General features: G+C 61.6%; 25 protein-coding genes. 10 read left to right on the top strand and 15 right to left on the bottom strand.

Annotated elements, in window-relative coordinates:
* The first annotated feature begins 358 nt into the window (after positions 1-358).
* Both A7X77_RS12290 and A7X77_RS12285 read left to right on the top strand, forming a co-directional pair.
* Positions 359-2,014: a sensor histidine kinase gene (locus A7X77_RS12290; protein WP_064683201.1), complete on the top strand. Its 1,656-nt coding sequence runs from the start codon at positions 359-361 to the stop codon at positions 2,012-2,014.
* Between the two features lie 149 nt (positions 2,015-2,163).
* Positions 2,164-2,646 (top strand): DUF992 domain-containing protein, encoded by a 483-nt coding sequence (locus tag A7X77_RS12285; RefSeq protein ID WP_064683200.1) that lies wholly within the window; start codon positions 2,164-2,166, stop codon positions 2,644-2,646.
* A 121-nt stretch (positions 2,647-2,767) separates the two neighbouring features.
* Here A7X77_RS12285 and A7X77_RS12280 read toward each other — a convergent pair whose 3' ends face one another.
* The 6 genes from A7X77_RS12280 to A7X77_RS12255 all read right to left on the bottom strand — a co-directional run bounded on the left by A7X77_RS12280 (position 2,768) and on the right by A7X77_RS12255 (position 9,572).
* Positions 2,768-4,162: an NAD(P)(+) transhydrogenase (Re/Si-specific) subunit beta gene (locus A7X77_RS12280; RefSeq protein ID WP_064683199.1), complete on the bottom strand. Its 1,395-nt coding sequence runs from the start codon at positions 4,160-4,162 to the stop codon at positions 2,768-2,770.
* Between the two features lie 7 nt (positions 4,163-4,169).
* Complete coding sequence (locus A7X77_RS12275) at positions 4,170-4,568, bottom strand: proton-translocating transhydrogenase family protein (protein ID WP_064683198.1); 399 nt, start codon at positions 4,566-4,568, stop codon at positions 4,170-4,172.
* Positions 4,568-5,716, bottom strand: a complete 1,149-nt coding sequence (locus A7X77_RS12270; RefSeq protein ID WP_064683197.1) for a Re/Si-specific NAD(P)(+) transhydrogenase subunit alpha — start codon at positions 5,714-5,716, stop codon at positions 4,568-4,570. The genes A7X77_RS12275 and A7X77_RS12270 overlap by 1 nt, the downstream gene beginning before the upstream one ends.
* Before the next feature lie 205 nt (positions 5,717-5,921).
* On the bottom strand, positions 5,922-6,146 hold the full coding sequence (locus tag A7X77_RS12265) for an aa3-type cytochrome c oxidase subunit IV (RefSeq protein WP_064683196.1): 225 nt from the start codon (positions 6,144-6,146) through the stop codon (positions 5,922-5,924).
* A 225-nt stretch (positions 6,147-6,371) separates the two neighbouring features.
* Positions 6,372-7,124 carry an N-acyl amino acid synthase FeeM domain-containing protein gene (locus tag A7X77_RS12260; RefSeq protein WP_064683195.1) on the bottom strand — a complete coding sequence of 251 codons (753 nt, stop codon included), beginning with the start codon at positions 7,122-7,124 and terminating at the stop codon, positions 6,372-6,374.
* Between the two features lie 144 nt (positions 7,125-7,268).
* On the bottom strand, positions 7,269-9,572 hold the full coding sequence (locus A7X77_RS12255) for a putative bifunctional diguanylate cyclase/phosphodiesterase (protein WP_064683194.1): 2,304 nt from the start codon (positions 9,570-9,572) through the stop codon (positions 7,269-7,271).
* A gap of 400 nt (positions 9,573-9,972) precedes the next feature.
* On the opposite strand from A7X77_RS12255, the gene A7X77_RS12250 reads away from it, so the two are divergent.
* Entirely contained in the window at positions 9,973-10,512 is a 540-nt protein-coding gene (locus A7X77_RS12250; protein ID WP_064683193.1) for a TRAP transporter small permease subunit, read from the top strand.
* A 19-nt stretch (positions 10,513-10,531) separates the two neighbouring features.
* Entirely contained in the window at positions 10,532-12,022 is a 1,491-nt protein-coding gene (locus A7X77_RS12245; RefSeq protein ID WP_064683192.1) for a TRAP transporter large permease, read from the top strand.
* Positions 12,023-12,112: 90 nt separating this feature from the next.
* Here A7X77_RS12245 and A7X77_RS12240 read toward each other — a convergent pair whose 3' ends face one another.
* Complete coding sequence (locus tag A7X77_RS12240; protein WP_064683191.1) at positions 12,113-13,219, bottom strand: TRAP transporter substrate-binding protein; 1,107 nt, start codon at positions 13,217-13,219, stop codon at positions 12,113-12,115.
* Positions 13,220-13,322: 103 nt separating this feature from the next.
* Positions 13,323-13,511 (bottom strand): hypothetical protein, encoded by a 189-nt coding sequence (locus tag A7X77_RS12235; protein WP_064683190.1) that lies wholly within the window; start codon positions 13,509-13,511, stop codon positions 13,323-13,325.
* Here A7X77_RS12235 and A7X77_RS12230 point away from each other — a divergent pair.
* A complete protein-coding gene (locus A7X77_RS12230) occupies positions 13,511-14,290 on the top strand; it encodes a gamma-glutamyl-gamma-aminobutyrate hydrolase family protein (protein ID WP_064683189.1) in 780 nt (259 codons plus the stop codon). The two genes, A7X77_RS12235 and A7X77_RS12230, sit on opposite strands and share 1 nt — an antisense overlap.
* 40 nt (positions 14,291-14,330) lie before the next feature.
* Here the strand turns inward: A7X77_RS12230 and A7X77_RS12225 are convergent, their stop codons facing one another.
* The 3 genes from A7X77_RS12225 to A7X77_RS12215 all read right to left on the bottom strand — a co-directional run bounded on the left by A7X77_RS12225 (position 14,331) and on the right by A7X77_RS12215 (position 16,969).
* Entirely contained in the window at positions 14,331-15,287 is a 957-nt protein-coding gene (locus A7X77_RS12225; RefSeq protein WP_064683188.1) for a 2-hydroxyacid dehydrogenase, read from the bottom strand.
* Positions 15,288-15,315: 28 nt separating this feature from the next.
* On the bottom strand, positions 15,316-16,338 hold the full coding sequence (locus A7X77_RS12220; protein WP_029532233.1) for a LacI family DNA-binding transcriptional regulator: 1,023 nt from the start codon (positions 16,336-16,338) through the stop codon (positions 15,316-15,318).
* Positions 16,339-16,456: 118 nt separating this feature from the next.
* Entirely contained in the window at positions 16,457-16,969 is a 513-nt protein-coding gene (locus A7X77_RS12215; RefSeq protein ID WP_064683401.1) for a MarR family winged helix-turn-helix transcriptional regulator, read from the bottom strand.
* A gap of 85 nt (positions 16,970-17,054) precedes the next feature.
* Between A7X77_RS12215 and A7X77_RS12210 the strand changes: the two genes are divergently transcribed.
* The 4 genes from A7X77_RS12210 (at position 17,055) to cysE (ending at position 20,968) form a co-directional block, all read left to right on the top strand.
* Positions 17,055-17,843 carry a creatininase family protein gene (locus tag A7X77_RS12210; RefSeq protein WP_064683187.1) on the top strand — a complete coding sequence of 263 codons (789 nt, stop codon included), beginning with the start codon at positions 17,055-17,057 and terminating at the stop codon, positions 17,841-17,843.
* Positions 17,844-17,989: 146 nt separating this feature from the next.
* Positions 17,990-19,084 carry a CobW family GTP-binding protein gene (locus A7X77_RS12205; RefSeq protein ID WP_064683186.1) on the top strand — a complete coding sequence of 365 codons (1,095 nt, stop codon included), beginning with the start codon at positions 17,990-17,992 and terminating at the stop codon, positions 19,082-19,084.
* Positions 19,084-20,073 (top strand): WD40 repeat domain-containing protein, encoded by a 990-nt coding sequence (locus A7X77_RS12200; protein WP_064683185.1) that lies wholly within the window; start codon positions 19,084-19,086, stop codon positions 20,071-20,073. The genes A7X77_RS12205 and A7X77_RS12200 overlap by 1 nt, the downstream gene beginning before the upstream one ends.
* 76 nt (positions 20,074-20,149) lie before the next feature.
* Positions 20,150-20,968: a serine O-acetyltransferase gene (cysE, locus tag A7X77_RS12195; protein ID WP_064683400.1), complete on the top strand. Its 819-nt coding sequence runs from the start codon at positions 20,150-20,152 to the stop codon at positions 20,966-20,968.
* A gap of 8 nt (positions 20,969-20,976) precedes the next feature.
* Here cysE and A7X77_RS12190 read toward each other — a convergent pair whose 3' ends face one another.
* The 4 genes from A7X77_RS12190 to odc2 form a co-directional block, all read right to left on the bottom strand.
* Positions 20,977-22,134 (bottom strand): GGDEF domain-containing protein, encoded by a 1,158-nt coding sequence (locus A7X77_RS12190; RefSeq protein ID WP_064683184.1) that lies wholly within the window; start codon positions 22,132-22,134, stop codon positions 20,977-20,979.
* Positions 22,135-22,224: 90 nt separating this feature from the next.
* On the bottom strand, positions 22,225-23,253 hold the full coding sequence (locus A7X77_RS12185; protein ID WP_064683183.1) for a serine hydrolase domain-containing protein: 1,029 nt from the start codon (positions 23,251-23,253) through the stop codon (positions 22,225-22,227).
* Positions 23,254-23,476: 223 nt separating this feature from the next.
* The gene (locus A7X77_RS12180; RefSeq protein ID WP_064683182.1) at positions 23,477-24,067 is read right to left on the bottom strand and encodes a GNAT family N-acetyltransferase; all 591 of its coding nucleotides are present in this window, start codon (positions 24,065-24,067) and stop codon (positions 23,477-23,479) included.
* Between the two features lie 94 nt (positions 24,068-24,161).
* Positions 24,162-25,295 carry an ornithine/lysine decarboxylase gene (gene odc2, locus A7X77_RS12175; protein WP_038691369.1) on the bottom strand — a complete coding sequence of 378 codons (1,134 nt, stop codon included), beginning with the start codon at positions 25,293-25,295 and terminating at the stop codon, positions 24,162-24,164.
* A gap of 529 nt (positions 25,296-25,824) precedes the next feature.
* Between odc2 and A7X77_RS12170 the strand changes: the two genes are divergently transcribed.
* Positions 25,825-26,718: a LysR family transcriptional regulator gene (locus A7X77_RS12170; RefSeq protein WP_064683181.1), complete on the top strand. Its 894-nt coding sequence runs from the start codon at positions 25,825-25,827 to the stop codon at positions 26,716-26,718.
* Positions 26,719-26,791 lie beyond the last annotated feature (73 nt).

The raw sequence follows: 26,791 nt of genomic DNA, 5'->3' as shown, positions 1-26,791 counted from the left end.
TCGGCGCTGTCATGAAGGCAGCCGCATCGCCTTGAAAAGAGAGGCGGAAAAAACATCCGTCGTCTTCGATGGCATGTCATACGATGTTGCAACCCGCTCCTGCTCCCCCTAACATGTCGCTGCTTCGATAGCCCGCTATCGGGCGTTGGAAAAAACGTATTGAGGGCGTTTTGCGAGAGATACGGATCTTTGCGTTCCTGACCGCGAGCGAAAACTGTTGCGGGCAGCGCCCGCCCCAGCGCCGCGCATCGTCCGAACGACGCAAGGGATGCGGCCATATATTGTGCCCGGTGATTTTTTCCTTCGCTCGATGGGACTCGATTGATTGTGCGATGGCGCAGGCGGCGTGGCGCATTCAATGAAGATCGTTGCGCTGTTCTTCCCAAAGGCTTCGATCGGCACCTATCTCATTGCCATGGCGGTGGCGATCGCGCTGCCGATTTTCGCCTTCGTGACGCTGCTTCTGCTGCAGCTGGAGGACAACCAGCGTTCGGCCCTGAAGCGCGAGACGGTGCAGGACGCGCTGGCCCTTTCGCGCATCATCGACCGCCAGCTTCAGGACATGGCGACGACGCTGCGGCTGCTGTCGAGTTCGCCGGAACTTGAAAACGGCGATCTCGCCTCCTTCCACGAGCGTACGGAAACGGCTCTGCGCAATAATTCGCTTTACGTGCTTGCCGTCGACCGCACCGGCCGCCAACTGCTGAATACACGCCGGCCTTTCGGCACGCCTCTCGGAGAGATGGCAAACATGGCCTCCCTCGATGCCGCCATGAAATCCGGTCGCATCGAGGCTTCCGATGTGTTTCGCGGCAGAACCAGCGGTGATTGGGTCTATATCGTCACCCTCCCGCGGGCAGCGGATGATCCGGTCGCAGCCCTCATCATCACGCAGGATGCCAACGATCTCGGCAGGCTGGTGACGACTCAGGGCCTCGCTGCCGGCTGGTCGGCCGCCGTCATCGATCAAAGCGGTCACGTCGTCGTTGCCGCCGGCCCCGCCGCCCTGGAACCCGGCACGCCCTTCGATCCGCGCATCCTCCCGGCGCTTGGTTTCTCCCGGGGTGTCTTCGAAGACAAGACGATCCTGCCTCACATGCTTCTCGGTTATGCTCAAATTCCCGGCTGGTCATGGAAAACAGTGATCTGGGGACCGGTAACGCAGGCCTCGATCCTCAGCACCTGGCGCTTCCTCATCATCGGCGGCGTGGCGCTTGTGCTGGTCGCGGTGCTCGCCGCCTATGCCGTCGCGAGACAGGTGCGCACCACCATCCGCGATATCGCCGAAATGGCAAAGCGGATGGGCGACGGCCACATTGTCTCGCCGGTCGAGACCAGCGTCATCGAGGCGAACCAGGTGGCGATCGCCCTGTCGAATGCCTCCTTCGACCGCAGCCAGACCGAGGACCGGCTGCGTTTCGTCATGCACGAGCTCGTCCACCGCACGAAAAATCTTCTGACGCTTGCCCAGGCAATGATGCGCCAGCTCGCCAAGCAGGCCGACAGCGTCGAGACCTTCCAGGCCGCTGTCGCCGACCGACTTGAGGGGCTGGTGCGTTCGATCGAGCTCCTGACCAGCGAGCAATGGGGAGGCGTGTCGCTGCGGCGGGTCGTAGATATCCATCTGCAGGCCTTCCCGCAATCGCGCGAACAGATCGAAATCACAGGTGAGGATTTCGTCCTGAAGCCGGATGCGGTACAGAATCTCGGTCTGGCGCTGCATGAGCTGGCCACCAATTCGGTGAAATACGGCGCGCTTTCCGTTCCGCAGGGCCGTGTCCGCTTCGAATGGCGCGATGTCCGGGAGGAAGACAAGCCGGATGCACTGCTCCGCTTCACCTGGGAGGAGCGTGGCGGCCCACCGGTGATAGAGCCCTCACGCACAGGCTTCGGTACGACCGTTATCAAGGCCCATGCCGCCGCCGCCTTCCGCGGTACAGTCGAGATCGATTTCCTGCCCGAAGGCCTGTTATGGGTGTTGACCGCGCAGCGCGCCGCACTGGAACGGGACTGACCCATGTAGCCCGGAGGGCGCGGGGGTTCCTGGAAATCAAAGCGCCAGAGCGCATTCCATGAATCACGTTTGATGCGGCGTGCTTCAGCCTCCCGGAACAATCGCCACCTGCACCCGTTTCGAACAGGTCGTTCCCAAGGAGAAAGACCATGTTCAAGCAAACCATCATCGCAGCCGCGGCTCTAACGGCCGCAGTCTGGGCAAGCCCGGCGGGCGCGGAAAACTATGTCACGCTTGGCCGCCTGGTCTGCGGATCGGATGGCGGCCAGGGTCTGATCATCACGTCGCAGAAGAACCTGATCTGCACCTATACGCCGGCATCCGGCGGCGCCAAGGCGGTCTATGCCGGCAAGATCGAGAAGTTCGGCCTCGATATCGGCCAGACCGGCAAGAGCGTGATGATCTGGCAGGTGCTAGCGAAAACCGGCACGGATATGCCGCAATACGCTTTGGCCGGTGAATATTATGGCATCGGGGCGGATGCGAGCCTCGGGGCGGGCGCCGGCGCTAAGGTGATCGCCGGCGGCACCAACAAAGCGTTCATGCTGCAGCCGTTGAACGTCCAGGCTCAAGAAGGACTGAATTTGGCGATCGGGGTCGAGAAGATGACGCTGGTGCCGGGCGAGACATAAGAAATCCAGCCCCCGCCGCACACTTCCAGGACTACGACATGCCATAAAAACAAAAGGCTAAGGCGGATTGCATGAATCTAATTTGATGCGACCTGCTTGAGGGCAACTGCATTTCACTCGATCAATGCGAAATCGCCTTGTTGATATCCTCGGTCATTTTCTTCGCATCGCCGAGCAGCATCATCGTGCCGTCCTTGTAGAACAGCGTATTGTCGATGCCGGCATAACCGGAGCCGAGCGAGCGCTTGACGAAGAGGCAGGTCTTCGCCCGGTCGACGTCGAGGATCGGCATGCCGTAGATCGGCGAGGTCTTATCGTCGCGCGCGGCCGGATTGGTGACGTCGTTGGCGCCGATGACATAGGCGACATCGGCCTGGGCGAATTCCGAATTAATGTCCTCGAGCTCGAAGACCTCGTCATAGGGAACATTCGCTTCGGCGAGCAGCACATTCATGTGGCCGGGCATGCGGCCGGCAACCGGATGAATGGCATATTTCACTTCGACGCCGTTCTTCTTGAGATTGTCGGCGAGTTCACGCAAGGCATGCTGGGCCTGGGCAACCGCCATGCCGTATCCCGGCACGATGAGGACCTTCGAGGCATTGGCCATCAGATACGCCGCGTCCTCGGCCGAGCCGAGCTTGACCGTCCGGTCCGAGGTATCGGGGCCGCTGGCCGCCGCCTCTCCGCCGAAACCGCCGAGGATGACGGAGACGAAGGAACGATTCATGCCCTTGCACATGATGTAGGATAGGATCGCGCCGGAGGAACCGACGAGCGCGCCGGTGATGATCAGCGCCAGATTGCCGAGCGTGAAGCCGATGCCGGCCGCGGCCCAGCCCGAATAGGAATTCAGCATCGAGACGACGACGGGCATATCGGCGCCGCCGATCGGCACGATCAAGAGAACTCCGAGCGCCAGCGACAGCGCCACGACGGCCCAGAAGTCGAAATGGCTTTCGGTGACGGCAAGCCCGATGATGAACAGAATGATCAGCGCCAGCAGGGCCGCATTGATCACGTGCCGGTAGGGCAGCAGGATCGGCTTGCCGGACATGCGTCCGTCGAGCTTCAGGAAGGCGATGATCGAGCCGGTGAAGGTGAGCGCCCCGATCGCCACGCCGAGCGCCATCTCGACACGCGCCTCGGTGTGGATATGACCGATCTCGCCGATGCCGAACGAGGCCGGCGTATAGAGCGCCGAAGCCGCGACCAGCACGGCCGCAAGTCCGACCAGCGAATGGAAGCCGGCGACGAGCTGCGGCATCGAGGTCATGGCGATGGTGCGGGCGACATAGGCGCCGACGCTGCCGCCGATGGCAAGCCCAAGGATGATCAGCACAAAGCCGCCGAAATTGGGCGTCGCCAGCACCAGCGTCGTCAGGATGGCGATCCCCATGCCGACCATGCCGTAGAGATTGCCCTTGCGGCTGGTGGCCGGATGCGAGAGACCCCGCAGCGCCAGAATGAACAGAACGCCGGAGACGAGGTAGAGGAAGGCTGCGATATTGGTCATCGGTCGCTCACCGGTCCTTCTTGCGGTACATCGACAGCATCCGCTGCGTGACGAGGAAGCCGCCGAAGATGTTGACCGAAACGAGCACAAGGGCGACGAAGCCGAAGCCGGTCGCAAGCCCGCTCGTCGAGATGCCGACCGCCAGCAGCGCGCCGACAACGATGACCGAGGAGATCGCATTGGTGACGGCCATCAGCGGCGTATGCAGGGCCGGCGTTACCGACCACACGACGTAATAACCGACGAAGATCGACAAGACGAAGATCGCGAATTGAAAGACGAAGGGATCGATGGCCCCGCCGGTCGCGGCACTGGCCGCTTCCGGCGCCTGGGCCGCCGCCGCGATCACGGCGGTCACCGCCTGGTCGAGCTGTTCCAGCGCTCTGTCCATTGCTTCACTGGCCATCAGTTGTCCCCCTTCTTCGCGCCGCCGAAGGCGGGATGAACCACGTCGCCGGCAAAGGTCAGCATCGTCGCCTTGACCAGCTCGTCGTCGAGGTTGACGACGACGCTGCCGGTTTCCTTGTTGACCATGGTCTCGAGGAAGGTGACGAGGTTCTTGGCGTAGAGCGCCGAGGCGCTGGCCGCAACCCGGCCCGGCATATTGGCAAAACCGATCACCTTGACACCGTCGACATCGGCGACCTCGCCGGCGACGACGCCCTCGATATTGCCGCCGCGCTCGACCGCGAGGTCGACGGCAACGGCGCCCGGCTTCATCGAGGCGAGCATGGCGCGTGAAACCAGCCGCGGCGCGGCGCGGCCGGGGATCAGCGCGGTGGTGATGACGATATCTTGCTTGGCAATATGTTCGGCCACGAGTGCGGCCTGCTTGCGCTGATAGTCGGCTGACATTTCCTTGGCATAGCCGCCGGCTGTTTCCGCCGCCTTGAACTCGTCGTCCTCGACGGCAATGAACTTGGCGCCGAGCGAGGCGACCTGCTCCTTGGCGGCCGGGCGGACGTCGGTGGCCGAAACCGCCGCGCCGAGACGGCGCGCGGTGGCGATCGCCTGGAGGCCGGCGACGCCGGCTCCCATGACGAAGACCTTGGCGGCCGGCACGGTGCCGGCCGCCGTCATCATCATCGGCATGGCGCGGTCATAGACCGCCGCCGCCTCGATGACGGCCTGGTAACCGGCGAGATTGGCCTGGGATGACAGCACGTCCATCGATTGGGCGCGGGTGATGCGCGGCATCAGTTCCATCGCGAAAGCCGAAAGCCCGGCACTGGCCAGAGCCGCAATCGCTTCGTCATTGCCGTAGGGATCCATGATGGCGATCACCGCGGCGCCGCTTTTATAGGATGAGATTTCCTGTTCGTTCGGGCGGCGGACCTTCAGCACCACGTCGGCGGAGCCGGCGTCGGCAAAACTGCCGATCCTGGCGCCGGCCGCCTCGAACTCTCCGTCCGGAATACGTGACGCCGCCCCGGCGCCGGCTTCAACGATGACGTCGAAGCCGAAACTCTTCATTTTCTTCACGGTTTCGGCGGAGGCCGCGACCCGCGTCTCCTCACCGGCAATTTCCCTTGCAATGAAAACGATATTGCCCAACTGCCCCCTCCTCCGGGTCAGCCAGACCGCCGCAGGCCTCCCTGCGCGGGCCAAGCACCTACGCATGTCGCGCAAAACTGAACGGCGGTTCTGCGATAACGACGTGCGAGAAAATGAAGACCTGAAGCGCGAGGAGCGAACCTGAAGGATCGCGACGCGCTTCAGTCACAAAGCTGCGGAAAGGTCCCCTCCCCCTTTACCGCGATCAGCGGACCAGGAAGATGCCGGCAGCGAGAAGAATGATGAAGACGAAGAGACCGCCGAGAAGGCCGGCGCCGCCGAAGAAACCGGCAGTCATCGCAAGCAGGAGGACGATGAGAAGCATCGAGCCGTATTTCGTGGCCGCGATGAACATGTCGTAGGTCTTTTCATGTTCCTGGTAATCCATCGGCGCGCCGGTCTCGACCGGTCCGGTATGATGTTCGGCCATAAATATCGTCTCCCTGAAATGCCTCTGCGCTGCCTGATTTCCCCCTTATGCCGAGGGAAATCCCTGCTTGCAGGGATTACACAATGATAGGCGAAAGCGCAATGCATGAGAATGCCGCGGCCACAGTTCCAAACCACCCATCTCCCACGGCGGAAAAAGCATGGCGGGACATCGGCTGCGGATCTTGTCATCGCCCTATGTCGCCCCGTCCGGAGGCAGGAGAAATCAGAGCGGCAGGTCAGTGCCGAGTTCACCCGGCGGCACGAAACGCGCCGTCGGAATAATGGTGAGCGGCGGCAACGTGTCGTTGGGATTGCGCGAGAACATCATGCGCTGCTCGCTGGCGCTGGAGATGAAGAAGGGATAGCGCGTCAACAGCTTGCGCCCGACCTCGACCACATTCGTCGCCATCAGCGTCATGTCGATCCCGTAATTCTTCGCCAGTCGGCCGGGGACGATCGTGTCGGCATAGAAGACCCGCTTATAGAAGGCGGCATGCGGCGGTCGAACGAACTGAAGCACGCGGTCTGCGCGGAAATAAGCGGCCGCAACGATGGTGGGTCTCAGCGTCAGGTAGGGAACCCAGGGCAGATCCGCGGTGAGTTCCGGGTCGGCTGCGAAACGCGCCGGATCAATCAACGTCAGCCCGGCGTCCAGGAGTTCGTCCATCGCCTCAGGAAAGGCGCCACCGGACTGGCTGAGGCGATGCTCGGGTGTCACATAATGAACGCGGATCGTACTGATCAGCTCACCATAATAGTACAACCCGAAAATATAGGCGTGGCTGTCGAAATCGCTGTCATCAAGCAGCCCTTTCGGAGCGAGTGCCAGGACGTCATGAGCCTTGTAAGCCTTGTAACGCAGGCGTTCCACCTGTTCCATGTCTTCGCTGCTTTCGACGCGACGATATTCGACATGATCCAGAATATCCAAAATTTTCGTGCTGAAATCACCACGCTTAAACAGTGTCTCTGACATTCTCTCGATCCGCTCGTTAACGGATCATTAATCATACGCCGGCGAAATTTAGGCAAGGAAATCCGATAATTCGGCCAGTATATAAACTATTAAGGTTAACGGTGCGGGGGATTTTCGGTGGAAGAATTGGCGCTCACAGAGCGCTCAGGCGACCTTATTGCGGCGACGTTGCACGGGGCGGCGGCCGATGCCCTGCTGCAACAGCGGGATGTTTTGGGAAGGCACCGGCTGCGAGAAAACATAGCCCTGCACCAGGTCGGTGCTGCGGTGCTTGTTGAGCAGCGCGAGCTGCTCCTCGGTCTCCACGCCTTCGATGACGATCTTCAGGCCGAGTTCGCGGGCGAGATGGACCGTGCCGCGCAACAGCTTGAGACGGCGGGTATCCTCGACGATGTTGCGCACGAAGGAACGGTCGATCTTGACGATATCGAGCGGCAGCGTGTCGAGATAACTGAGGCTGGAGAAACCGGTGCCGAAATCGTCAATGGCGATGGTGATGCCGCGGGCCCTCAGCTCCGCCAGGATGGCGCGCACGGCCTGCGGCTCGTCGATCAGGCAGCTTTCGGTGACTTCGAGATGCAGCCGCGCCGCGTCCAGGCCGGAATGAGCGAGCGCATCGGCGACCACGGAAAGGATATCGGCATCGCGCAGGTCGCGCGCCGATAGGTTGACCGAGACGGCGATATGGTCCGGCCAGCTCATGCACTCGCTGCAGGCCTTGAACAGGACGAAACGGGTGATGTCGGAAATAATGCCCATCTCTTCGGCAAGCCGGATGAACACGTCGGGCGGAATCGAGCCCTTCTCCGGATGCACCCAGCGGGCCAGCGCTTCGGCGCATTCTATCCGTGTGCCATCGGCCCTGAACATCGGCTGGAAGACGAGATGCAGCGCCTGCGCCGAAACCGCTTCGCGCAGGTCAGCCTTCAGCTTCTGCTGCTCGATATAGCGCCCGTCCATCTCCCGCTCGAATCCTGAAATGCCGCCCTTGAGGCGGGACTTGCTCTCGAACAGGGCAAGATCCGCCTTGACGCTCCACTCGTCCATTGCAAAGGCCGAGCTTTCGAGGATCGCGTAGCCGGCGCTGAGCGACACGAGGAAGGTGAGCTCATCGACCTCATAATGACCCTGAATCGCGGCGTGCACGCGGCGAATCGAGAGCTCGAGCGATGTGGGCTCCTTCGCATGCGGGAAGAACAGGATGAACTGATCGCCCATCAACCGGCCGAGGATGGCATTGCCGCAAGCCTGCTTGATGCGGGCGGCGATGGCGCAAAGCAGATGGTCGCCGGTGACGTGACCACGCATGTCGTTGACATGTTTGAACTCGTCGATATCAAGAACCATGAAGCCGAGCGGTCCTGATTTGCGCGGGTGCCTGGCGAGATATTCCTGGATCAGTTGCCCGAAATATTCGCGGTTCGGCAGGCCGGTCAGCGCATCGAAGCGGACCATGTGCATGATCTTCTGCTCCGCCTTCACCCGACTCGACACGTCTTCGAAGATCAGAACGGCGCCGCCGTCGGCCCTCCGGCTGGCGGAGAATTCGAGCGACAGGTCCTCAGGGAAATGAATGAGCGTACGTGACAGGTTGCCGTCGGCGACCTGAGTGAGCTGGCGCAGGATGAGCTCCGGCTGCGAGGCATCCATGAAGCTGTAACGCGCGCCATAACGCAGCACGGCGCCGAGGTCGCGATCCTTCAGCCGCTCCGGCGCACCGATCCTCAAAAGCTCGCAGGCCTTGCGGTTGACGACCTGAATGCGATTTTCCACATCCACCATGACCAAGCCATGCGGCATGTTGTTGAGCGCCGTATCGAAACGGTCGGCGATCATGGTGATTTCCCGGCGCGCGATGACATTCTCGTAAAGGAACTCGCGAACGCCATTCGCCATGGCCCGCGTCGTCAGCCAGAAGGGAATAAGGAAGATCGACAGTAGACCGCGGTAGAAATCCAGCGCCAACAGGCTGCAGGCGATCATCGGCAGGCAGCAGGAGAACGTCTGAAGGTCGACAGCTAGGCGCGAACCGTAGTTGCGGCCGACGACCGAAACCATGGTTGCCATAGTGACGGCAATGCAGGCAAGCTCGGCAAAGGAATCGCGCACGACGAAGATCGCGTAGCCGCTGGCGATACCAAGCAATGCCGTGGTGCAGGCAGCACCGGCAACCAGGATCCGCTCCCAACGCTCGATTCCGGCATGCGACAGCCGCCCCTTGTCGACACGGTCAAACTGCCGGAAGATGGCCATGCGCACGCTGAAGACCAGAAGGAAGGCGGCAGAGAGGAAAATGTAGACGGAAGACTGTGTCTTGGCGGCGACGGCAAGGCATGTCGCCACGTGGACGATTACGCCAGCAAGAAGCGTCATGCGGTTCCCGGAAAGAGAACTCACAAACGACAGATACACATCTAAAGGGACCCTGTTCGGGCTATCTGGCTTCATCCACACTTTCCCTGTGCGCGGGAATTCTAGAGGCAACCCTTTAAAAATTGATTTCAATCGAATCAAACATTTGGTCAAATTTTCTAAAACCTCAGGGTGAACAGCACAGCCTTGGCGTGATAATGCAGCCTTGTCGCGAGATTGTTGAAATAATCATCCACGCCTGAGTTGTTAAAATACTTTACCGGCCATGCGGGCCGGCCGTCTTGGTGCCGCCTCAGCCTCGAAAATCGGAATCGTTTTCGGAAAAATCCGAAGTCCGCGCAAGAAAGGCGACGGCGCTATACGACTATGCGCCTATGCGCGGCATTAATCCTTCCAATTTCGAAGGCCGTAGTCTACACCGATTCCAAAGAGGGAAAGCTGCCGAATAACGGCAGGACAAGAATAAGGGAAACGAATGTCGGGACTTCTGGCGGCAAGCCGGCTGATCGATTCGATCAGTCAAATCATGGGCAAACTTTCCGAATATATGGTGCTGTTCTGCTGTCTGATCAGTGCCGGAAACGCCATCGTCCGCTATGCCTTCAACTACAGTTCGAACGGCTGGCTGGAAATCCAGTGGTATCTGTTCGCCTTCGTCGTGATGCTCGGCGCCTCGCATGCGCTGCGCAACAATGAGCATGTCCGCGTCGACCTGATCTACGGCTCAGTGTCCGACAAGGCGAAGATCTGGATCGACATTGTCGGCCTCATCTTGTTTCTCATCCCTGTCTGCATCTTCCTCACCTGGCTCTGCTGGCCTTTCTTCGCGCTGTCCTACCGGCAGGGAGAAATATCGGCCAATGCCGGCGGACTGATCCGCTGGCCCGTCAAGCTGATCCTGGTCGCAGGCTTCGGACTGCTGTCCCTTCAGGGCGTTTCCGAGCTGATCAAGCGGATCGCCGCCCTCACCGGCCATATCAGCATCGACACAAAATACGAAAAGCCGCTGCAATAGCGCCCCGGGAGGAACGGATTTGTTTGATTTCGGCATTATTCCGCCGGCCATGTTCCTCGGCATGGTCATCTTCATGCTCTACGGCTTTCCGGTCGCCTTTTCGCTCGCCGCCGTCGGCCTGTTCTTCGGCATCATCGGCATCGCCACCGGCCATTTCAGCGAAGCCTTTCTGCAAGCGCTGCCCCTGCGCTTTTTCGGCATCGTCTCCAACGACCTGCTGCTCGCCATTCCCTTCTTCACCTTCATGGGCGCGGTGCTGGAACGCTGCGGCCTTGCCGAGGATCTGCTCGAAGGCACCGGCAAGCTCTTTGGCGGCATTCCCGGCGGCCTTGCCTATGCCGTCATCCTGGTCGGCGCCGTCCTCGGCGCCATCACCGGCACGGTGGCCGCCTCCGTCATCACCATGGGCGTGATCTCGCTGCCGATCATGCTGCGCTACGGTTACAGCCCGCGCCTTGCCACCGGCGTCATCGCCGCCTCCGGCACCATCACCCAGGTGATCCCGCCCTCGCTCGTGCTCGTCGTCCTCGCCGACCAGCTCGGCAGATCGGTCGGCGACATGTATCTCGGCGCGATCGGCCCCTCGATCCTGCAGGTGGCGATCTTCGTCCTCTTCATCCTGGTCATGTCGATCATCCGGCCGAAATCAATGCCGCCGCTGCCGAAAGAGGTGCGCGGCAACCTTGACTGGGCGCTGCTCGCCAAAGTGCTGATGGGCATGGTGCCATCGATCGTGCTGATCTTCCTGGTGCTCGGCACCATCTTCATGGGGCTCGCGACGCCGACGGAAGCCGGCGCGCTCGGCGTTGTCGGCGCCATGGCGCTCGCCGCCCTGCATCGCCGTCTCACCTGGCCGCTGATCCGCGAGGCGATGACGTCGACCACCCACATCACCTCGATGGTGGTGATGATCCTGATCGGCTCCACCTGTTTCAGCCTGGTCTTCCAGGGCATGGACGGCTCGCGCTGGATCGAGCACATGCTCTCGGGCATCCCAGGCGGCCCGGTCGGCTTCCTGATCTTCGTCAACATCTTCATCTTCGTGCTCGCCTTCTTCCTCGATTTCTTCGAAATCGCCTTCATCGTCATCCCGATGCTCGCCCCCGTCGCCTCAGCCCTCGGCATCGACCTGATCTGGTTCGGCGTGCTGATCTGCGTCAACATGCAGACGAGCTTCATGCATCCGCCCTTCGGCTTCGCGCTCTTCTACCTGCGCTCGATCGCCAGCAAGGACGTCAAGACCTCCGATATCTATATGGGCGCGCTGCCCTGGGTCGGCATGCAGATCATCCTGGTGGCGATCGTGATCTTCTGGCCGCAATCGGTCACCTACTGGCTGGACCGCGGCCCGAAGGTCGACCCGAACTCGATCAAGATCGAAGTGCCGGGCTTTGGCGGCCAGCTCGGACTGCCGCCGGTGGGCGGCGGCGGCAATGGCGCGCCGCAGATCCCCGGCCTGAACCTGCCGCCGCTCGGCTTGCCGGGAGCTCCGCCGCCACCTGCGAAATAACTCCCCAAAATAACAGGGCCAAAAACAAAACCCCGGACCAAGCGATCCGGGGTTTTGGTATGCGTTCGTGTCAGGCGCCGACGGAAGCTCTCAGAGCTTGCCGGCCCGCTGCTGGATCATCATGAACGTATCAAACGTGTATTCCGAGAGCTGCATCCAGAGATAGGCATCGCGCTTGAAAGCGGTCTGGTCGTCGTAGATCTTCTTGAAATACTGGTTGTTGGCCGAGATTTCGCCGTAGATGCCCATGGCCGCCTGGAAGCAGGCTTCCATGATCTCCTGACTGAACGGACGCAACGTCGCGCCTTCGGCGACAAGCTGCTTCAGCGCCGTCGGGTTCTTCGTGTCGTATTTCGCCAGCATGTTGGTGTTGGCGAAGGCGCAGGCGTCGGTGAGCGCTGCCTGGTAGTGCTTCGGCAGGTTGCTCCATTTGTCGAGGTTGAAGAACGCATGCACCGTCGGGCCGCCTTCCCACCAGCCCGGATAATAGTAATATTTCGCCACCTTGTGGAAACCGAGCTTCAAATCGTCATAGGGACCGACGAATTCCGCCGCATCGATCGTGCCCTTTTCGAGCGCCGGGTAGATGTCGCCACCGGCGATCTGCTGCGGGATGACGCCGACCTTCTCCATGACGCGGCCGGCAAGGCCGGCGATGCGCATCTTGACGCCCTTCAGGTCATCGAGCGTATTGATTTCCTTGCGGAACCAGCCGCCCATCTGGGCACCGGTATTGCCGGCCGGCAAAGCATACATGCCTTGTGTGGCATAAAACTCGTTCATCAGCTTGTTGCCGTTGCCGTCACTAAACCAGGCATTGGTCAGGCGGCTGTTGAGGCCGAAGGGGATCGCCGTTCCGATGGCGTAGGTCGGATCCTTGCCGACGAAATAATAGGAGGTGGTGTGGGCTGCCTCGACCGTGCCGGCAGCCACCGCATCGACGGCCTGCAGACCCGGCACGACTTCACCAGCCGCGAAAGGCTGGATGGTGAAATTGCCGTCGGTTGCGGCGGCAACATGCTTGGCGATGTCTTCGGCACCGCCGTAGATCGTATCCAAGCTCTTCGGAAACGACGACGTCATGCGCCACGCGATCTTCGGATTCTCCTGCGCGATCGCAGGCGCTGCCAGTGCCGTTGCGGCAACCGCGCCGGCCCCGGCGGTTCCCGCCTTCTTGAAAAACGAACGACGATCCATCAAAAACCTCCCGTATAGATGGCACTGCGCGGCCAATCTTCACCCCACCCGCAGCGAGGGCAGAGCTAAGCATGGCGAGGGCCGCGATTCAAGCTTTAGTCTATTAGCTTTTGGCATCAAGACGGCAATAAGGCAACACGCAGGCACCCATCAAAATCAGCAGCTTAGCCGCGAGGACAGGCGCCACGACGAGGCGCCGGCAGAAATCGGCCGCCAGTTGCAGCCAGACGTTGACTTCGCGGCCATTCTGGCGGCAGAAACGACAAGCAGAAGATTTCACCGGGGCGAACAATGACGAAACCGATCGTTGCCATTCCTGCCGATGTTCGCAGCTTCGACGGTGCGACCTGGCACGCCGTGCAGCATCAATATCTCAGTGCCGCGTTGAATGCGGCGGGCGTCATGGCCTTTGTCATCCCGGCTTTCGAGGCGGGCTACGACACCGACGCAATCCTCGACCGGGTCGATGGTCTGCTGGTATCCGGCTCGGCCAGCAATGTGCATCCTTCGCTTTACGGCGCCGAGGCAAATGACAAGGACGGTCCTTTCGATCCTGCCCGCGACGCCACAAGCCTGCCGCTCATCCGCCGCGCCATCGATCGCGCCATCCCGCTGCTCGCCATCTGCCGCGGCATTCAGGAGCTGAATGTCGCTCTCGGCGGCTCGCTGGCAAGCGAGATCCACGAGCAACCCGGCATCTGGGACCATCGCCGGCCGGAAGGCGTCGACCGTGACGGCATGTACGCCATCCGCCAGACTGTCCACGTCAAGGAAGGGTCCTGCATTGCCGGCATCCTCGGCCCGGGCGATATCCGCGTCAACTCGCTGCATCGCCAGGCGATCGCCAGGACCGCACCGCGCCTGCAGGTGGAGGCCACCGCCGAGGACGGCACTGTGGAGGCCGTTTCCGTCATCGATTCCAAGGCCTTCGCCGTCGGCGTGCAATGGCATCCGGAATATTGGGCCGAAACCGATAAGACGTCGAACCGGCTGTTTGCCGCCTTCGGCGACGCGGTCCGCAGTTATGCCGCCGCCAAACTGCCCGTGACCGGGGCGCAGGCAATCGCCTGACCAGTGGCCAGGTCAATCACGCCAGCTTGAACCATTGCGTCTAAACCTTTTGCGGTGTCTCCGGCACCGGCGTCAGCGCCGTTCCCTTCTCGAACCAGGCAATCAGATTGTCGGCCACCAGGTCGGCCATCGCATTGCGCGTCGGCACGGAGGCCGAGGCGACATGCGGCAGCAGCACGACATTGGCCGGTTCCATGAGCGTCGCCGGCACGGACGGCTCTTCATAGAAGACGTCGAGGCCGGCCGCACCGAGCGCACCTGACGCAAGAGCCGCACTCAGCGCCTCTTCATCCACCGTCCAGCCGCGGCCGACGTTGACGAGGATGCCGTTCGGACCGAGAGCGGCGAGGACATCAGCATCGATCGTCTTGTGCGTCTGCGGCGTCTTCGGAACGATCGCGATCAATGTGTCCACCGCCTCGGATAGTCCCCTCAACGTCGGGTAATATTCATAGGGCGCATCGGCATGGCGCGACCGTGTGTGATAGCTGATCTTCACCTTGAACGGCTCCAGCCGTTTGGCAATCTCGAACCCGATGCGGCCGAGGCCATAGAGCCCGACGTGACGGCCTTTGAGCGAGAAACGCGACAGCGGATAGGCCGTGCCCGGCTTCCAGTTGCCCGCACGCAGCCAGGCTTCGGCCCGCGGCAATTCGCGGATCGTGTTCAAGAGCAGGCCGATCGCCGTGTCGGCAACTTCGTCGTTCAGAACGTCAGGCGTATTGGTGACGACGATGCCTTTTTCGGCCGCCCGTTTTACATCCATGCCGTCATAACCGACGCCGAAACTGGCGATCACCTCGACGCCAGGCAGCTGGTCCATCCAGGTGCCGGGAAAGGCGCCGGAGACGGCGACGCCGCGGATGCGGCCGGCTGTCTCGCCATCGAGCGCCAGCTTTTCCTCGCGGGCGACGGCAATGACCTCAAAACGATCCTCCAGCCTTTCGAGAACACGCTGGTGTATCTTCCCAGGAACGAGAATGGCAATGCGGGACATGGCTTTTCCTCTTGGACGGGGGTCTGGTTCAGGCACGGGGCCGATGGGGACTGGTCGACTGGCGGATGCGCATTTCCGGCTTGATGAGATGCATGCCGTCAGGTTCGTGACTGCCGGCGAGACGATCGAGAAGCGCGCGCGCAGCCAGGCGGCCGACTTCGGTCTGGCCGTTCCAGACAGTCGTCAGCGCCGGCGTGGCGATCGAAGCTTCCTCGAGATCGTCATAACCGGTGACCGAAATGTCGCGCCCCGGCACCAGGCCGGCACGGGCAATGCCGTTCATAAGGCCGATTGCGACGAGGTCGTTCCAGCAGACGGCCGCCGTCGGCTGCTGCGGCAGCGAGAGGAAGTGCACCGCGGCCTCGAAACCGCCCTGTTTCGAGCGAGGGCCGGGAATGCGCAGGTTCGGATCGACTTCGATGCCGGCCTTGCGTAGCGCATTGACATAACCCTGGTAGCGGTCGCGGCCGGTGGACGTCTGGTCCGTGCCGCCGATCATCGCGATCGAGCGGTGACCGAGGCCGATCAGGTGGTTGGTGGCAAGTGAAATGCCGTAACTGTCGTCACCGCGATAGGTCGGCAGCTCCAGACCGTCCATCGAGCGGGCGACAAGGATTGCCGGCATGCCGTTTTCCTCCGCCAGCTGCAGATCTTCCGGCGGCGTGCCGATCGCCGGCGACATGATGACGCCGTCGCCACCGAGCTGCAGGAGCGTCTCGATGAAGGTGCGCTGCTTTTCGACATTGTCGTAATGGTTGGAAAGGATGAAGGTATGGCGGCTGCGATCGAGCTCGCTTTCGATCGCCTTCAGGATCTCGCCGTAGAAGGGATTCATGATGTCGTGCACGACGACGCCGATGATGCCGGAGCGCGAGGTGCGCAGGCTGGCGGCACGGCGATTGTAGATGTAGCCGAGCGCGCGCGCCTGTTCCTTGATCTTCTCCCGCGTATTGCCGGCAACCAGCGGACTGTCGCGCAAAGCGAGCGATACGGTTGCCGTTGAAATGCCGAGCGTTTCGGCGATTGTCGAAAGCTTGATCTTCTGGACCACGTGTCCTCCTCCAGGCAGCACGCAAGACAGCAGACCGCGTCGGAAAACCGGCGCGGTCCCTTAAAATGTTTAATTAAAAGATTTAACAGGCGGAGGCAATTCGTCTTTCAGCGAAATTTCACTCTTCATCATGTTCTTCCAAAGGAAGCGCTTCTGCCTGCAGATTGGCATCGATCGCCTTCAAGAGGCGCACGAGATTGCGGATTTCCTTTTCTGAAAATTCCAGCGTCGCCAGCCTGTCGCAAGCCGAGGCCGCCATCTCGATCGCCCGCACGCTGTCACGGCCGAGCGCCGTAAGATAGACCTTGGTCAGGCGCGCATCCTCGGCGTCGGGCTTGCGCTCGAGGAAGCCCTGCGCCTCCATGCGGCCGATCGTGCGGGTCATCGTCGGCGCCTTGACGCCGAGCTTTTGGGCAAGCCCGCCCGCCGTCATGCCGTCGCTCTCGGCGAGCGAGAGAATGACGCCGTCCTGGCCGGCATAGAGGCCGCTTTCGAACAGGTTGCGCGAGAGCACCGTACGCATGGAACGAGCCGCCTGGGTCAGCGCCGGCGAGAGATCGACGAGCGTATACTCCGTCTGGTCCTTCTTCTTGGACTTGCTCTTCTTGCCGTCCTTATGCTTCTTTCCCATCGCCATCCCTTTGATCTTTAAGCCCCGACGCCGCTGCGATATGACATTGCCCAGGATCTCGTCATAAACAAGAGGCAACGACCGGATGATGACGCCTTCGCCCCGCTTCGACGAGAAGCGCCCTGCCTCGGCCCCTGCCCCGCGCCACCCGATCGCCGTGCTGCCGCTTGGTGCTCATGAGCAGCACGGCCCTCACCTGCCCTTCGAAACCGACACGCTAATTGCCCAAGGAATCGCCCAACGATTGAAGGTAGCCCTGCCCGCCGGTCTGCCGGTCACCTTCCTGCCCGTCGAATCGGTTGGCTACTCCATAGAGCATATGGATGTTGAAGGAACGAAGACGCTCGCTTTCGACGAGGCGGTCCACCGCTGGCTCGGCATTGCCGAAGTCCTGGCCAAGCAGGGTATCCGCAAATTGGTGATGCTGAACGCCCATGGCGGCAACTCGCCCCTGATGACCGTCGTCGCGACCGAGGCGCGGATCCGCTTTGCCATGCTGGCCGTGGCGACGAGCTGGACCCGCTTCGGCCTGCCGGATGGGGTGATCCCGCCCGGGGAAAAGGCGATCGGCATTCATGGCGGCGACATCGAGACCTCGGTCATGCTGGCGCTTCATCCTGACAGGGTTGATATGGCGAAGGCTGCAGATTTCCCTTCGCGACAGACGGATTTTGCCCAACGCTTCAAATATCTGCGCGCCTACGGGCCGCACGCCTTCGGCTGGAAGATGTCGGATCTCAACGCCGAAGGCGTAACGGGCAATGCCGCGGCGGCGACGGCTGAAAAAGGCGAGGCGCTGATTGCCCATGCGGTAAGGGGCCTGGTGGAACTGCTGGAAGATGTCGATGCCTTCGACGTCGGCGAGCTTCGGTGAAGACGACTGATTTGCTCGGGCAGATGACGTGATCTTATAACATTATAAAACCCTTTGAACTGCCGCGCCCATGCCATTATATGAGACCAACCGTTTAAGCAGCCGATCCGAAGCCGCTCGGCCGCACGTCAATCCTAGAGGTTCTCATGACCGACGCGACTGCCACCCAAAAGCCCATTCCCGTCACCGTGCTCACCGGTTATCTCGGTGCCGGCAAGACGACGTTGCTCAACCGCATCCTGTCGGAAAATCATGGCAAGAAATATGCTGTCATCGTCAATGAATTCGGCGAGATCGGCATCGACAATGACCTGATCGTCGAGTCGGATGAAGAAATCTACGAGATGAACAATGGCTGCGTCTGTTGCACGGTGCGCGGCGACCTGATCCGCGTCGTCGAAGGCCTGATGCGCCGTCCCGGCCGTTTCGACGGCATTATCGTCGAAACGACGGGCCTTGCCGACCCGGTGCCGGTCGCCCAGACCTTCTTCATGGATGACGACGTGCGCGCCAAGACCGAGCTCGACGCCGTTGTCGCCCTCGTCGACGCCAAGCACCTGCCGCTGCGCCTGAAGGACAGCCGCGAGGCCGAAGACCAGATCGCCTTCGCCGACGTCGTCGTCATCAACAAGAGCGACCTGGTGACTGCGGAAGAACTTGATGTGATCGAAGACATCGTCCGCGCCATCAACCCGGCCGCTCGCGTTTACAAGACCAGCCGCTCGGGCGTCGACCTCGCCCGCGTGCTCGACCAAGGCGCCTTCAACCTGGAGCGCGCACTCGAAAACGATCCGCATTTCCTCGAACACGGCCATGACGATCATGTCTGCGGCCCGGATTGCGATCATCATCATGATCACGATCATCAGCATGGTGATCACGACCATCACCATCACGACCATGACCATCATCATCATGGCGCGATGTCGGCGATCCATGATGTGACGGTGCAGTCGGTGTCGCTGCGCGGCGGCGAGATGAACCCGGAGCGCTTCTTCCCCTGGATCCAGAAGATCACCCAGGTTCAGGGCCCGAATATTCTACGCCTTAAGGGCATCATCGCCTTCAAGGACGATCCCGAGCGTTACGTCGTCCAGGGCGTGCACATGATCATCGAGGGCGATCATCAGCGGCCTTGGAAGGACGGCGAGAAGCATGAAAGCCGTCTCGTCTTCATCGGCCGCGATCTCGACCGCGAAAAGCTCGAGGCCTCCTTCAAGGCCTGCGAGGCAGCCGCCTGATGCCGACAGTTGCACCGCTTGATCTCGACGGCCACGTTCTGGCCGTCGAATTTTTAGGTGACATCCCCTTCTTCGCAAACGCAAACGGCACGTTTCACCGGCTGGACGGCGGCGAGAAGGTTTGCGAAGCCCATCAGGGCATGCTCACTGCCATCCGCGATCCTTATAGCGAAAGCCTGATATCCGGCGGCGAGGACGGCAAGGTTCTTCGCATTGCCGCGGATGGCAGCGTCAGCGAACTTGCAACGGCGCCGCGGAAGTGGATCTCGCAGGTCGCTGCCGGCCCGCAGGGCGCCGTCGCCTATTCTTACGGCAAGAGCTCGCTCGTTAGGCTCGCCGACGGCACCACCAAGGAATTTCCGGAGGAACGCACGGTCGAAGGCATCGCCTTCGCGCCGAAGGGCCTGCGCATCGCCGCCGCCCGTTACAACGGCGTGTCGCTGCACTGGGTCGGCACGAGCGCCAAAGCGGTCGATCTCGAATGGAAGGGCGCGCATACCGGAGTCACCTTCTCGCCTGACGGCAACTTTCTCGTTACCTCGATGCAGGAAAATGCCCTGCACGGCTGGAAGCTCGACAGCAAACCCGGCGCCGAGGCCCGGCACATGCGCATGACCGGCTATCCAGCCAAGGTGAAATCGCTGTCCTGGTCAGTGAAGGGCAAATGGCTCGCCTCATCAGGCGCGCCCGCAGCCATCGTCTGGCCCTTCCAGGGCAAGGACGGGCCGATGGGCAAGGCGCCGCTCGAACTCGGCACGCGCGCCAATATCATGGCGACCTCGGTGAAATTCCATCCGTTGGAAGACATTCTTGCCATCGGCTTCATCGACGGCATGATTCTCGCCGTACGCATCGCCGACAGCAAGGAAGCGCTGCTGCGCCGCCCCGGCAAGGGCGCGATCACGGCGATGAGCTGGAGCGCAAACGGCAAGCTGCTCGCTTTCGCCTCCGAAGCCGGCGATTGCGGCGTCATCGATATTTCGGCGTGAGTTCCTGTTACCGGCAATGGGCGACATGAACCGCGCGCAGGAAGCGGCTGCGCTGTCGCTGACAGAGGAAACGGGAATGCCGAAATCCACCGGCCACGGTTTGGCCGAACAACAGCCACCGTCCGTGGACAACGCCTCCGTCTGGGCGGTGATCCGCGCCGAGGCGGCCGAACTTGCCGTGCGCGAGCCGATCTTGCGACGGCTGCTGGCCACAGAGGTAACGGATGCCACCGGCAACAATGAGATCATCGCCCGGGTGCTGGCGGCGCGGCTGTCGGTAACGCAGGTGGAAACAGGCAATCTGTTCGATCTTATCCTCTCCACTCTCACCGACGATATCATGTGGAAGATCGAGGCCGATCTCGCAGCCGTGCGCGAGCGCGACCCGGCCTGCACGACGTTCTTGCACGCGCTTCTCAACCTTAAGGGTTTTCATGCGCTGCAGACGCACCGCATCGCCCACGCGCTCTGGAGCGCCGGCCGGCCGGAAATCGCCACCTGGCTCGCCAATCTTGCCTCGCGGGTCTTCGGCCCGGATATCCATCCGGCCGCACGGATCGGCGCTTCCATCATGCTCGATCATGGCTCGGGCATTGTCATCGGCGAAACCGCAGTGATCGAGGACGAAGTATCGATTCTGCAGAATGTGACGCTCGGCGGCACCGGCAAGGAAACCGGCGACCGGCACCCGAAGATCCGCCACGGCGTGATGATCGGCGCCGGCGCCAAGATCCTCGGCAATATCGAAATCGGCGCCTTCAGCAAGATCGCCGCCGGCAGCGTCGTACTGAAGCCGGTTCCCGAACATTGCACGGTCGCCGGCGTGCCGGCCACCGTTGTGCGCATTCACCGCGCCGATGAAATCCCGGCCGAAACGATGGATCAGAATATCTAGATGCTTCGTTACGCCGCCTGCTGACCTTCCCAAAAAGCTTCGACGCGGTTGCGGCCTTCGCGCTTCGAGCGATAAAGCGCTTCATCCGCCTTGTGGACCAACCGCTCGAAATCCTCGTCGCTTTGTGTGCGCGCGGCGACACCGATGCTCAGCGTCGGAAAGACGGCCAGATCCGGCAGTTGCATGACGGCGGCTGCGAAGGTGAGACGAATGCGCTCGGCGATCGCTACCGCCTCTTCTTGGGAAGCCTTTTTCAGCACCGCCAGAAACTCATCGCCGCCTTGCCGGGCGAGCAGATCATGGGGCTGCATGATGTTTCTCGAAACATTGACAAAGAGCCGCAGGATCTCGTCGCCGGCGGCATGGCCGTGCCTATCGTTCAGCTGCTTGAAATGATCGATATCGATGATCAGCAGCGAAACCGGCTGGGAGCCGAGAGCGGGCAGACGCTGGGCAAGTCCCCCGCGATTGAGCGCGCCGGTCAGCGGATCGTGATGAGCGAGTTCGGTCAGCTGATTTCGGCCGCGCTCGGCCGCCATCAGCACCATGGCCATGCTGCGCAGCATGATGAAGGCGACGGCCGACACCGCCATCCAGCTATGAGCCACGCTGCCGCCGAAAGGATCCGGCCCGCCGATCTCTCCGGTTGCCGCAAGAATGCTGCGCGCGGCAAAAATCATCGCTGTGCAAATGTAGAGGCCGACAAGCAGGGCTGCCGAATAAAGCCTTTCGCGCCGGACGATGCTAACGGCTTCCCTCGCAATGGCAAGATCGCAGAGGCAGCAGATGACGGAGACATAGAGGAGCCTTGCCGATACCGCGGTGGGGTCGCTGACGATAAGCACGACAGGCACGCTGACGAGCAAGATCGCAAGCCAGAAATAGCGCTGGTCGAGACCCCGTCTGGAAAAGATGCGCACGGCAAAGAACATCAGCATGTAGCCGGCGATGGTGACGATATTGCCGCCGTCGACCGAAACCGAATAGGGAACGATACCGCGCAGCGCGACGAGGAAGGATCCGACGCCGACAAGCAGGTTGCTTAAACCCCAGCAGAGTGGCCACCTGTCGAAGCGCCCAGTCGCATAGGCTGCAAGCTGGAGAATGCCCAGCACGAAACAGCTCACGGCAACAATGAAATAGATCGTCCTGAGATCCAGCAGCATGACGCTTTCCCGAAATTCTCGCGGACCCTACAGGAAGCTTTTTGCGGTTTGATTGGAGGCTTTGCTAAAAATTTATCGATCACCGTTTTTTCAAGCGGCCCGCACCGCGCCGATGATATCCGCCAGCAGGCCGTGCAGCAGATCCCTGTAGCCGTTTCGCGCCGAGGGGCCGCTCTCCTCGGAAGTCATGACGACCGTCAGATCGAGCGACGGCACGATATAAAGCATCTGACCGCCATAGCCCCAGGCAAAGTGCACCTTCTCGCCGCCGATCTGCCGGGTGAACCAGCCATAGCCATATTCATCGCCGGAGAAGCGTGAGTTGGTCCGCTGCTGCCATGACTGGGAGACCCAGTCCCCGGGGACGACCTGGCGGCCTTCGGCGGTCTTGCCGCCGTTGCGATAGAGTTCGCCGAAGGCAAGCAAGGACCGCGCGCTCATCGCCATCTGATTGCCGCCGAGATAGATGCCCTGCGGATCCTGCTCCCATGCGCCGATGCGAAAACCCTCGACCGGACCGAGCCAATCGCGCGCCAACGCCAGCGTCGAGCGGCGGCCGACCCTGGTGAGAATGGCCGAAAGCAGATGCGTTGACGCGGTGGAATAGAGCATTTCGCCGCCGGGCCGATCGACGAAAGGCTGCGAAAGCGCAAAACGCACCCAGTTGCGCGAGGAGACCCAGCGGCCGTAATTCGGTCCGGACATGCGATCGAGCCCCGCCTGCATGGAGAGAAGATTACCGATGGTGATGTCGTTGAGACGCGGATCCGGTGTTTCAGGCAGATCGGCTTTCAGGATCGGCGCGATCTTCTGATCCGGTCCCTCAAGCAGGCCTTTGCCGATAGCGATGCCGACAAGCGCCGAAACGATCGCTTTCGAAGCGGATTTGATATTGGCCGATTCCGCCGGAGAATGTCCGCGGAAGCCGCGTTCGGCAAGCACGCGTCCCCCGCGCGAGACGATCACCGTTTTAAGCGGCCGCATCGCCGGGTCGCTGGCCGCCCGATCGAGACGCGGACCAAGCCCGGTGACGGCGCGGGCCGTGCTCTGGGCGGCAGCCGGCGCCGCTGCGGCAAGCGACAGAAAAAAGAAAAACAGCAGCAAGAGAGCGCGGACCATGCGGGGCAAGATAAGGTATTGCCGCGACAGGGTCGCGGGCCGACCGCATTTTTCACGCGATTGTGTTGCCAGTGCACCGGGGGACGCGGTGCCCGCTTCGTCCACGCCACCGGGCGGGAAGACAATCCGCGCCGCGACCACGGCAGGCCCGCCTGCCTGCATGGTCAAGCGGAGCGGGATTGCCGGCCGGAGGAAGAATGTCCGACCCCGGCCAGCCGATGGGTTAGGCGGCGCGGCGAACCGGCGCGCCGGCCAGCATGCGCCCGGACGGGACGATCATGCCGGCCGCGCCGTCAAGCCAGCCTTCCGTAAGCTCGAGCGCAAGAAAGCGCGAGCGTTCGAACGGACCCGGCATGACGAGATGGCGAGCCTTTTCGGCGAAAAAGCCGAAACGCTCGTAATAGGCGGCGTCGCCGACGAGCAGGACAGCGCCATGGCCGCGGTTCTTCGCCTCGAGGATCGCCGCGCGCATGAGCGCCGCGCCGATGCCCTTGCCGCCGTGATGGGAATCGACGGCGAGCGGGCCGAGCAGCAGCGCATTGATCGGCGTGCCTGCATCGTTGACGCCGGCCTCGATGTTCCAGAGCCGCACCGAGCCGATGACATGACCATCGCGATCACGCGCGACAAGTGCCAGGCCCTCGGCCGGAACACGGTTGCGACGGATCTTCTCCGATGACTTCTTGCGGCGATCTGGCCCCATGACGCGGTCGAGCAGGTTTTCACGGGCAACGACATCCGAGGGATTTTCGGCGTCGATGGCAAACGTGGTGGGCGCAAAGAATGCGCGGACAGAATCAAGAACAGCGGCCACCTTGGCCTCCCGTACCCAATACCGTTATCAGCGGCGATGAAGGAAAATTGTGAAGTTGCCGCCCCGGCTGGTTACGGGGCCGACGGAAACGACCTTAGATGACGTAGGCCTTCAGCGGCTCGAAACCGTTGAAAGCGACCGCCGAATAGGTCGTCGTATAGGCGCCGGTGCCTTCGATCAGGACCTCGTCGCCGATCGAAAGGGAGATCGGCAGCGGATAGAGGTTCTTCTCGTAGAGCACGTCGGCCGAATCGCAGGTCGGGCCGGCGATGACGCAGGGCTCCATCTCGTCGCCGTCGTGCTCCGTGCGGATCGGATAGCGGATGGCTTCGTCCATCGTCTCGGCGAGACCGCCGAACTTGCCGATGTCGAGGAAGACCCAACGGGCATCGTCATTGTCCGACTTCTTCGAAATCAGAACGACTTCAGCCTTGATGACGCCGGCATTGCCGACCATGCCGCGGCCCGGCTCGATGATCGTCTGCGGGATCTGGTTGCCGAAATGCGTGCGCAGCGCCTGGTAGATCGACTTGCCGTAAGCTTCTGCGGACGGAACGTCGCGCAGATACTTGGTCGGGAAGCCACCGCCCATGTTGACCATCTGCAGGTGGATGCCCTGCTTGGCGAGCGATACGAAGACGCGCTTGGCATCGGCAAGTGCCGAATCCCAGGCATCGACCTTGGTCATCTGCGAACCGACATGGAACGAGACGCCGTAGGACTGCAGGCCGAGCTGATGGGCGTAGACGAGAACGTCGACGGCCATCTGCGGAACGCAGCCGAACTTGCGCGACAGCGGCCATTCGGCGCCTTCGCCATCGGTCAGCACGCGGCAGAAGACGCGGGCGCCGGGAGCGGCGCGCGAGATCTTCTCGACTTCCTCGTGGCTGTCGACCGCAAAGAGGCTGACGCCGAGCGCATGCGCGCGGGCGACGTCGCGTTCCTTCTTGATCGTGTTGCCGAAGGAGATGCGGGCAGCGGTCGCGCCGGCTTCGAGCGCCATTTCGATTTCGGCAACGGATGCACAATCGAAATTGGAGCCGAGGCCTGCGAGCAGCTTCAGCACCTCAGGAGCCGGGTTGGCCTTGACGGCGTAGTAGATGGCACTGTCCGGCATGGCGTGACGGAAGGCGTGGAAATTGTCGCGAACGACATCGAGGTCAACCACGAGGCAGGGACCGTCGGGACGTCGGGTTGCGAGAAAGTCGCGGATGCGCTGGGTGGTCATATCGATTCCCTCTTCCAATTCCAGAGCTCCGGCATGAACCGGAGGACAAAGGGCATACGAGAACTCGCATTGGAACCAGCCGGTGGAGACCCCGGAACCATAGCAAGCGCTCGATGCGCGGATAGTGAACCAACGCCGCGGACGCGGTGTAAGTTCGGCTTTGTCTGCCATGGATTGGAGGGAGAATCCCAACCGCACTTCCGGCAATGATGGTGTGCCTCTTCAGTAACCCCCGCTGATGGAAAGCAGGGAGAGAACAAAAAGGCCCGCACCGTCGTTGCTTCAGGCGTCCTCGCATTTTCCGGTTGGCCGGAATAGCGACTGGAGGGGTTAATTCCAGGTACCTTACCGATTTCCTCACCAATTCGAGGGTTCGGCGGACACCCATGGGCACGTGCGACTTTGGGCTGAGGTGGAAATAAGAATATTCGCCTTCACAATCAAGCGTTTTTTTGATCTGGAGGTCAAAAAAATAATTGAACAGGTCGGGCCAATTTGTTCAATGTTTCGAAACAGCTTGGGAAGCGCCATGGACACTCTGACCCGCATACGCGCCTTCATCGATGTCGTCGAGGCCGAAGGTTTTTCCGCCGCCGCACGGCGCACCGGCCGCTCGAAGGCGCTGCTTTCCAAATATGTGCGCGAACTGGAAGACGAACTCGGCGCTCTGCTGCTCAACCGCACCACCCGGCAGTTCTCGATGACCGAAGCCGGCCACACCTATTACCGCAGCGCCTCCGATATTCTGAAGGAGATCGACAACCTTGCCGATCTCGTGCGCGAAAACAATGCCCAGTTGAAGGGACGGCTGCGCATCTCGGTGCCCCGCACCTTCGTCGACGCCGACGTCGGCCAGTCGCTGATCGATTTTGCCGCCGAGAACCCGGACCTTTCGCTGGAGATCGCCGCCGATGACCGATTCGTCGACCTGATCGAGGAAGGCTTCGACGTGGCGATCCGGATTTCTAAGCTCGAAGATTCCGGCATGATCGCCCGCAAGATCTCCGATTTCCGCGTCCATCTCTGCGCCACCCCGGATTTTATCGAGCGTCATCCCGATCTTGAGCATCCGAGCGACATCTCCAATGTCCCCTTCATCGTCGATACCAATTCGCGCACCCAGGGGAGCATTCGCTTCTACAATCCTGATAACACCACCTTCGCCGTCGCCGTCTCCGGGCCGATAGAGGTCAACAGTCCGCATGCGACATTGCGCGCCGCCCTCGCCGGCATCGGCATCGCTCTCATCCCCGATTTCGTCGCCCGCAAGCCGATCGAGAGCGGCGAACTGCTGACGCTGTTTAACGATTACATCCCGACCGACCGCGGCATCTATGCCGTCTACCCACACCGGCGCTACCTGCCGGCCAAGGTGAGGATCTTCGTCGACTACCTGCACAACTGGTTCAAGAAGCATCCGTGAGGCAGCGCCGAAAGAGCCGCCAGACCGGGCGAACGGACGTCGACAATCGGCATCGGCCGCAAGCCGGTCCCAA

It is taken from the genome of Rhizobium bangladeshense, from assembly GCF_001662075.1.
Lineage (GTDB): Bacteria > Pseudomonadota > Alphaproteobacteria > Rhizobiales > Rhizobiaceae > Rhizobium > Rhizobium bangladeshense_B.
This window is presented reverse-complemented; position numbering and strand designations above follow the sequence as displayed.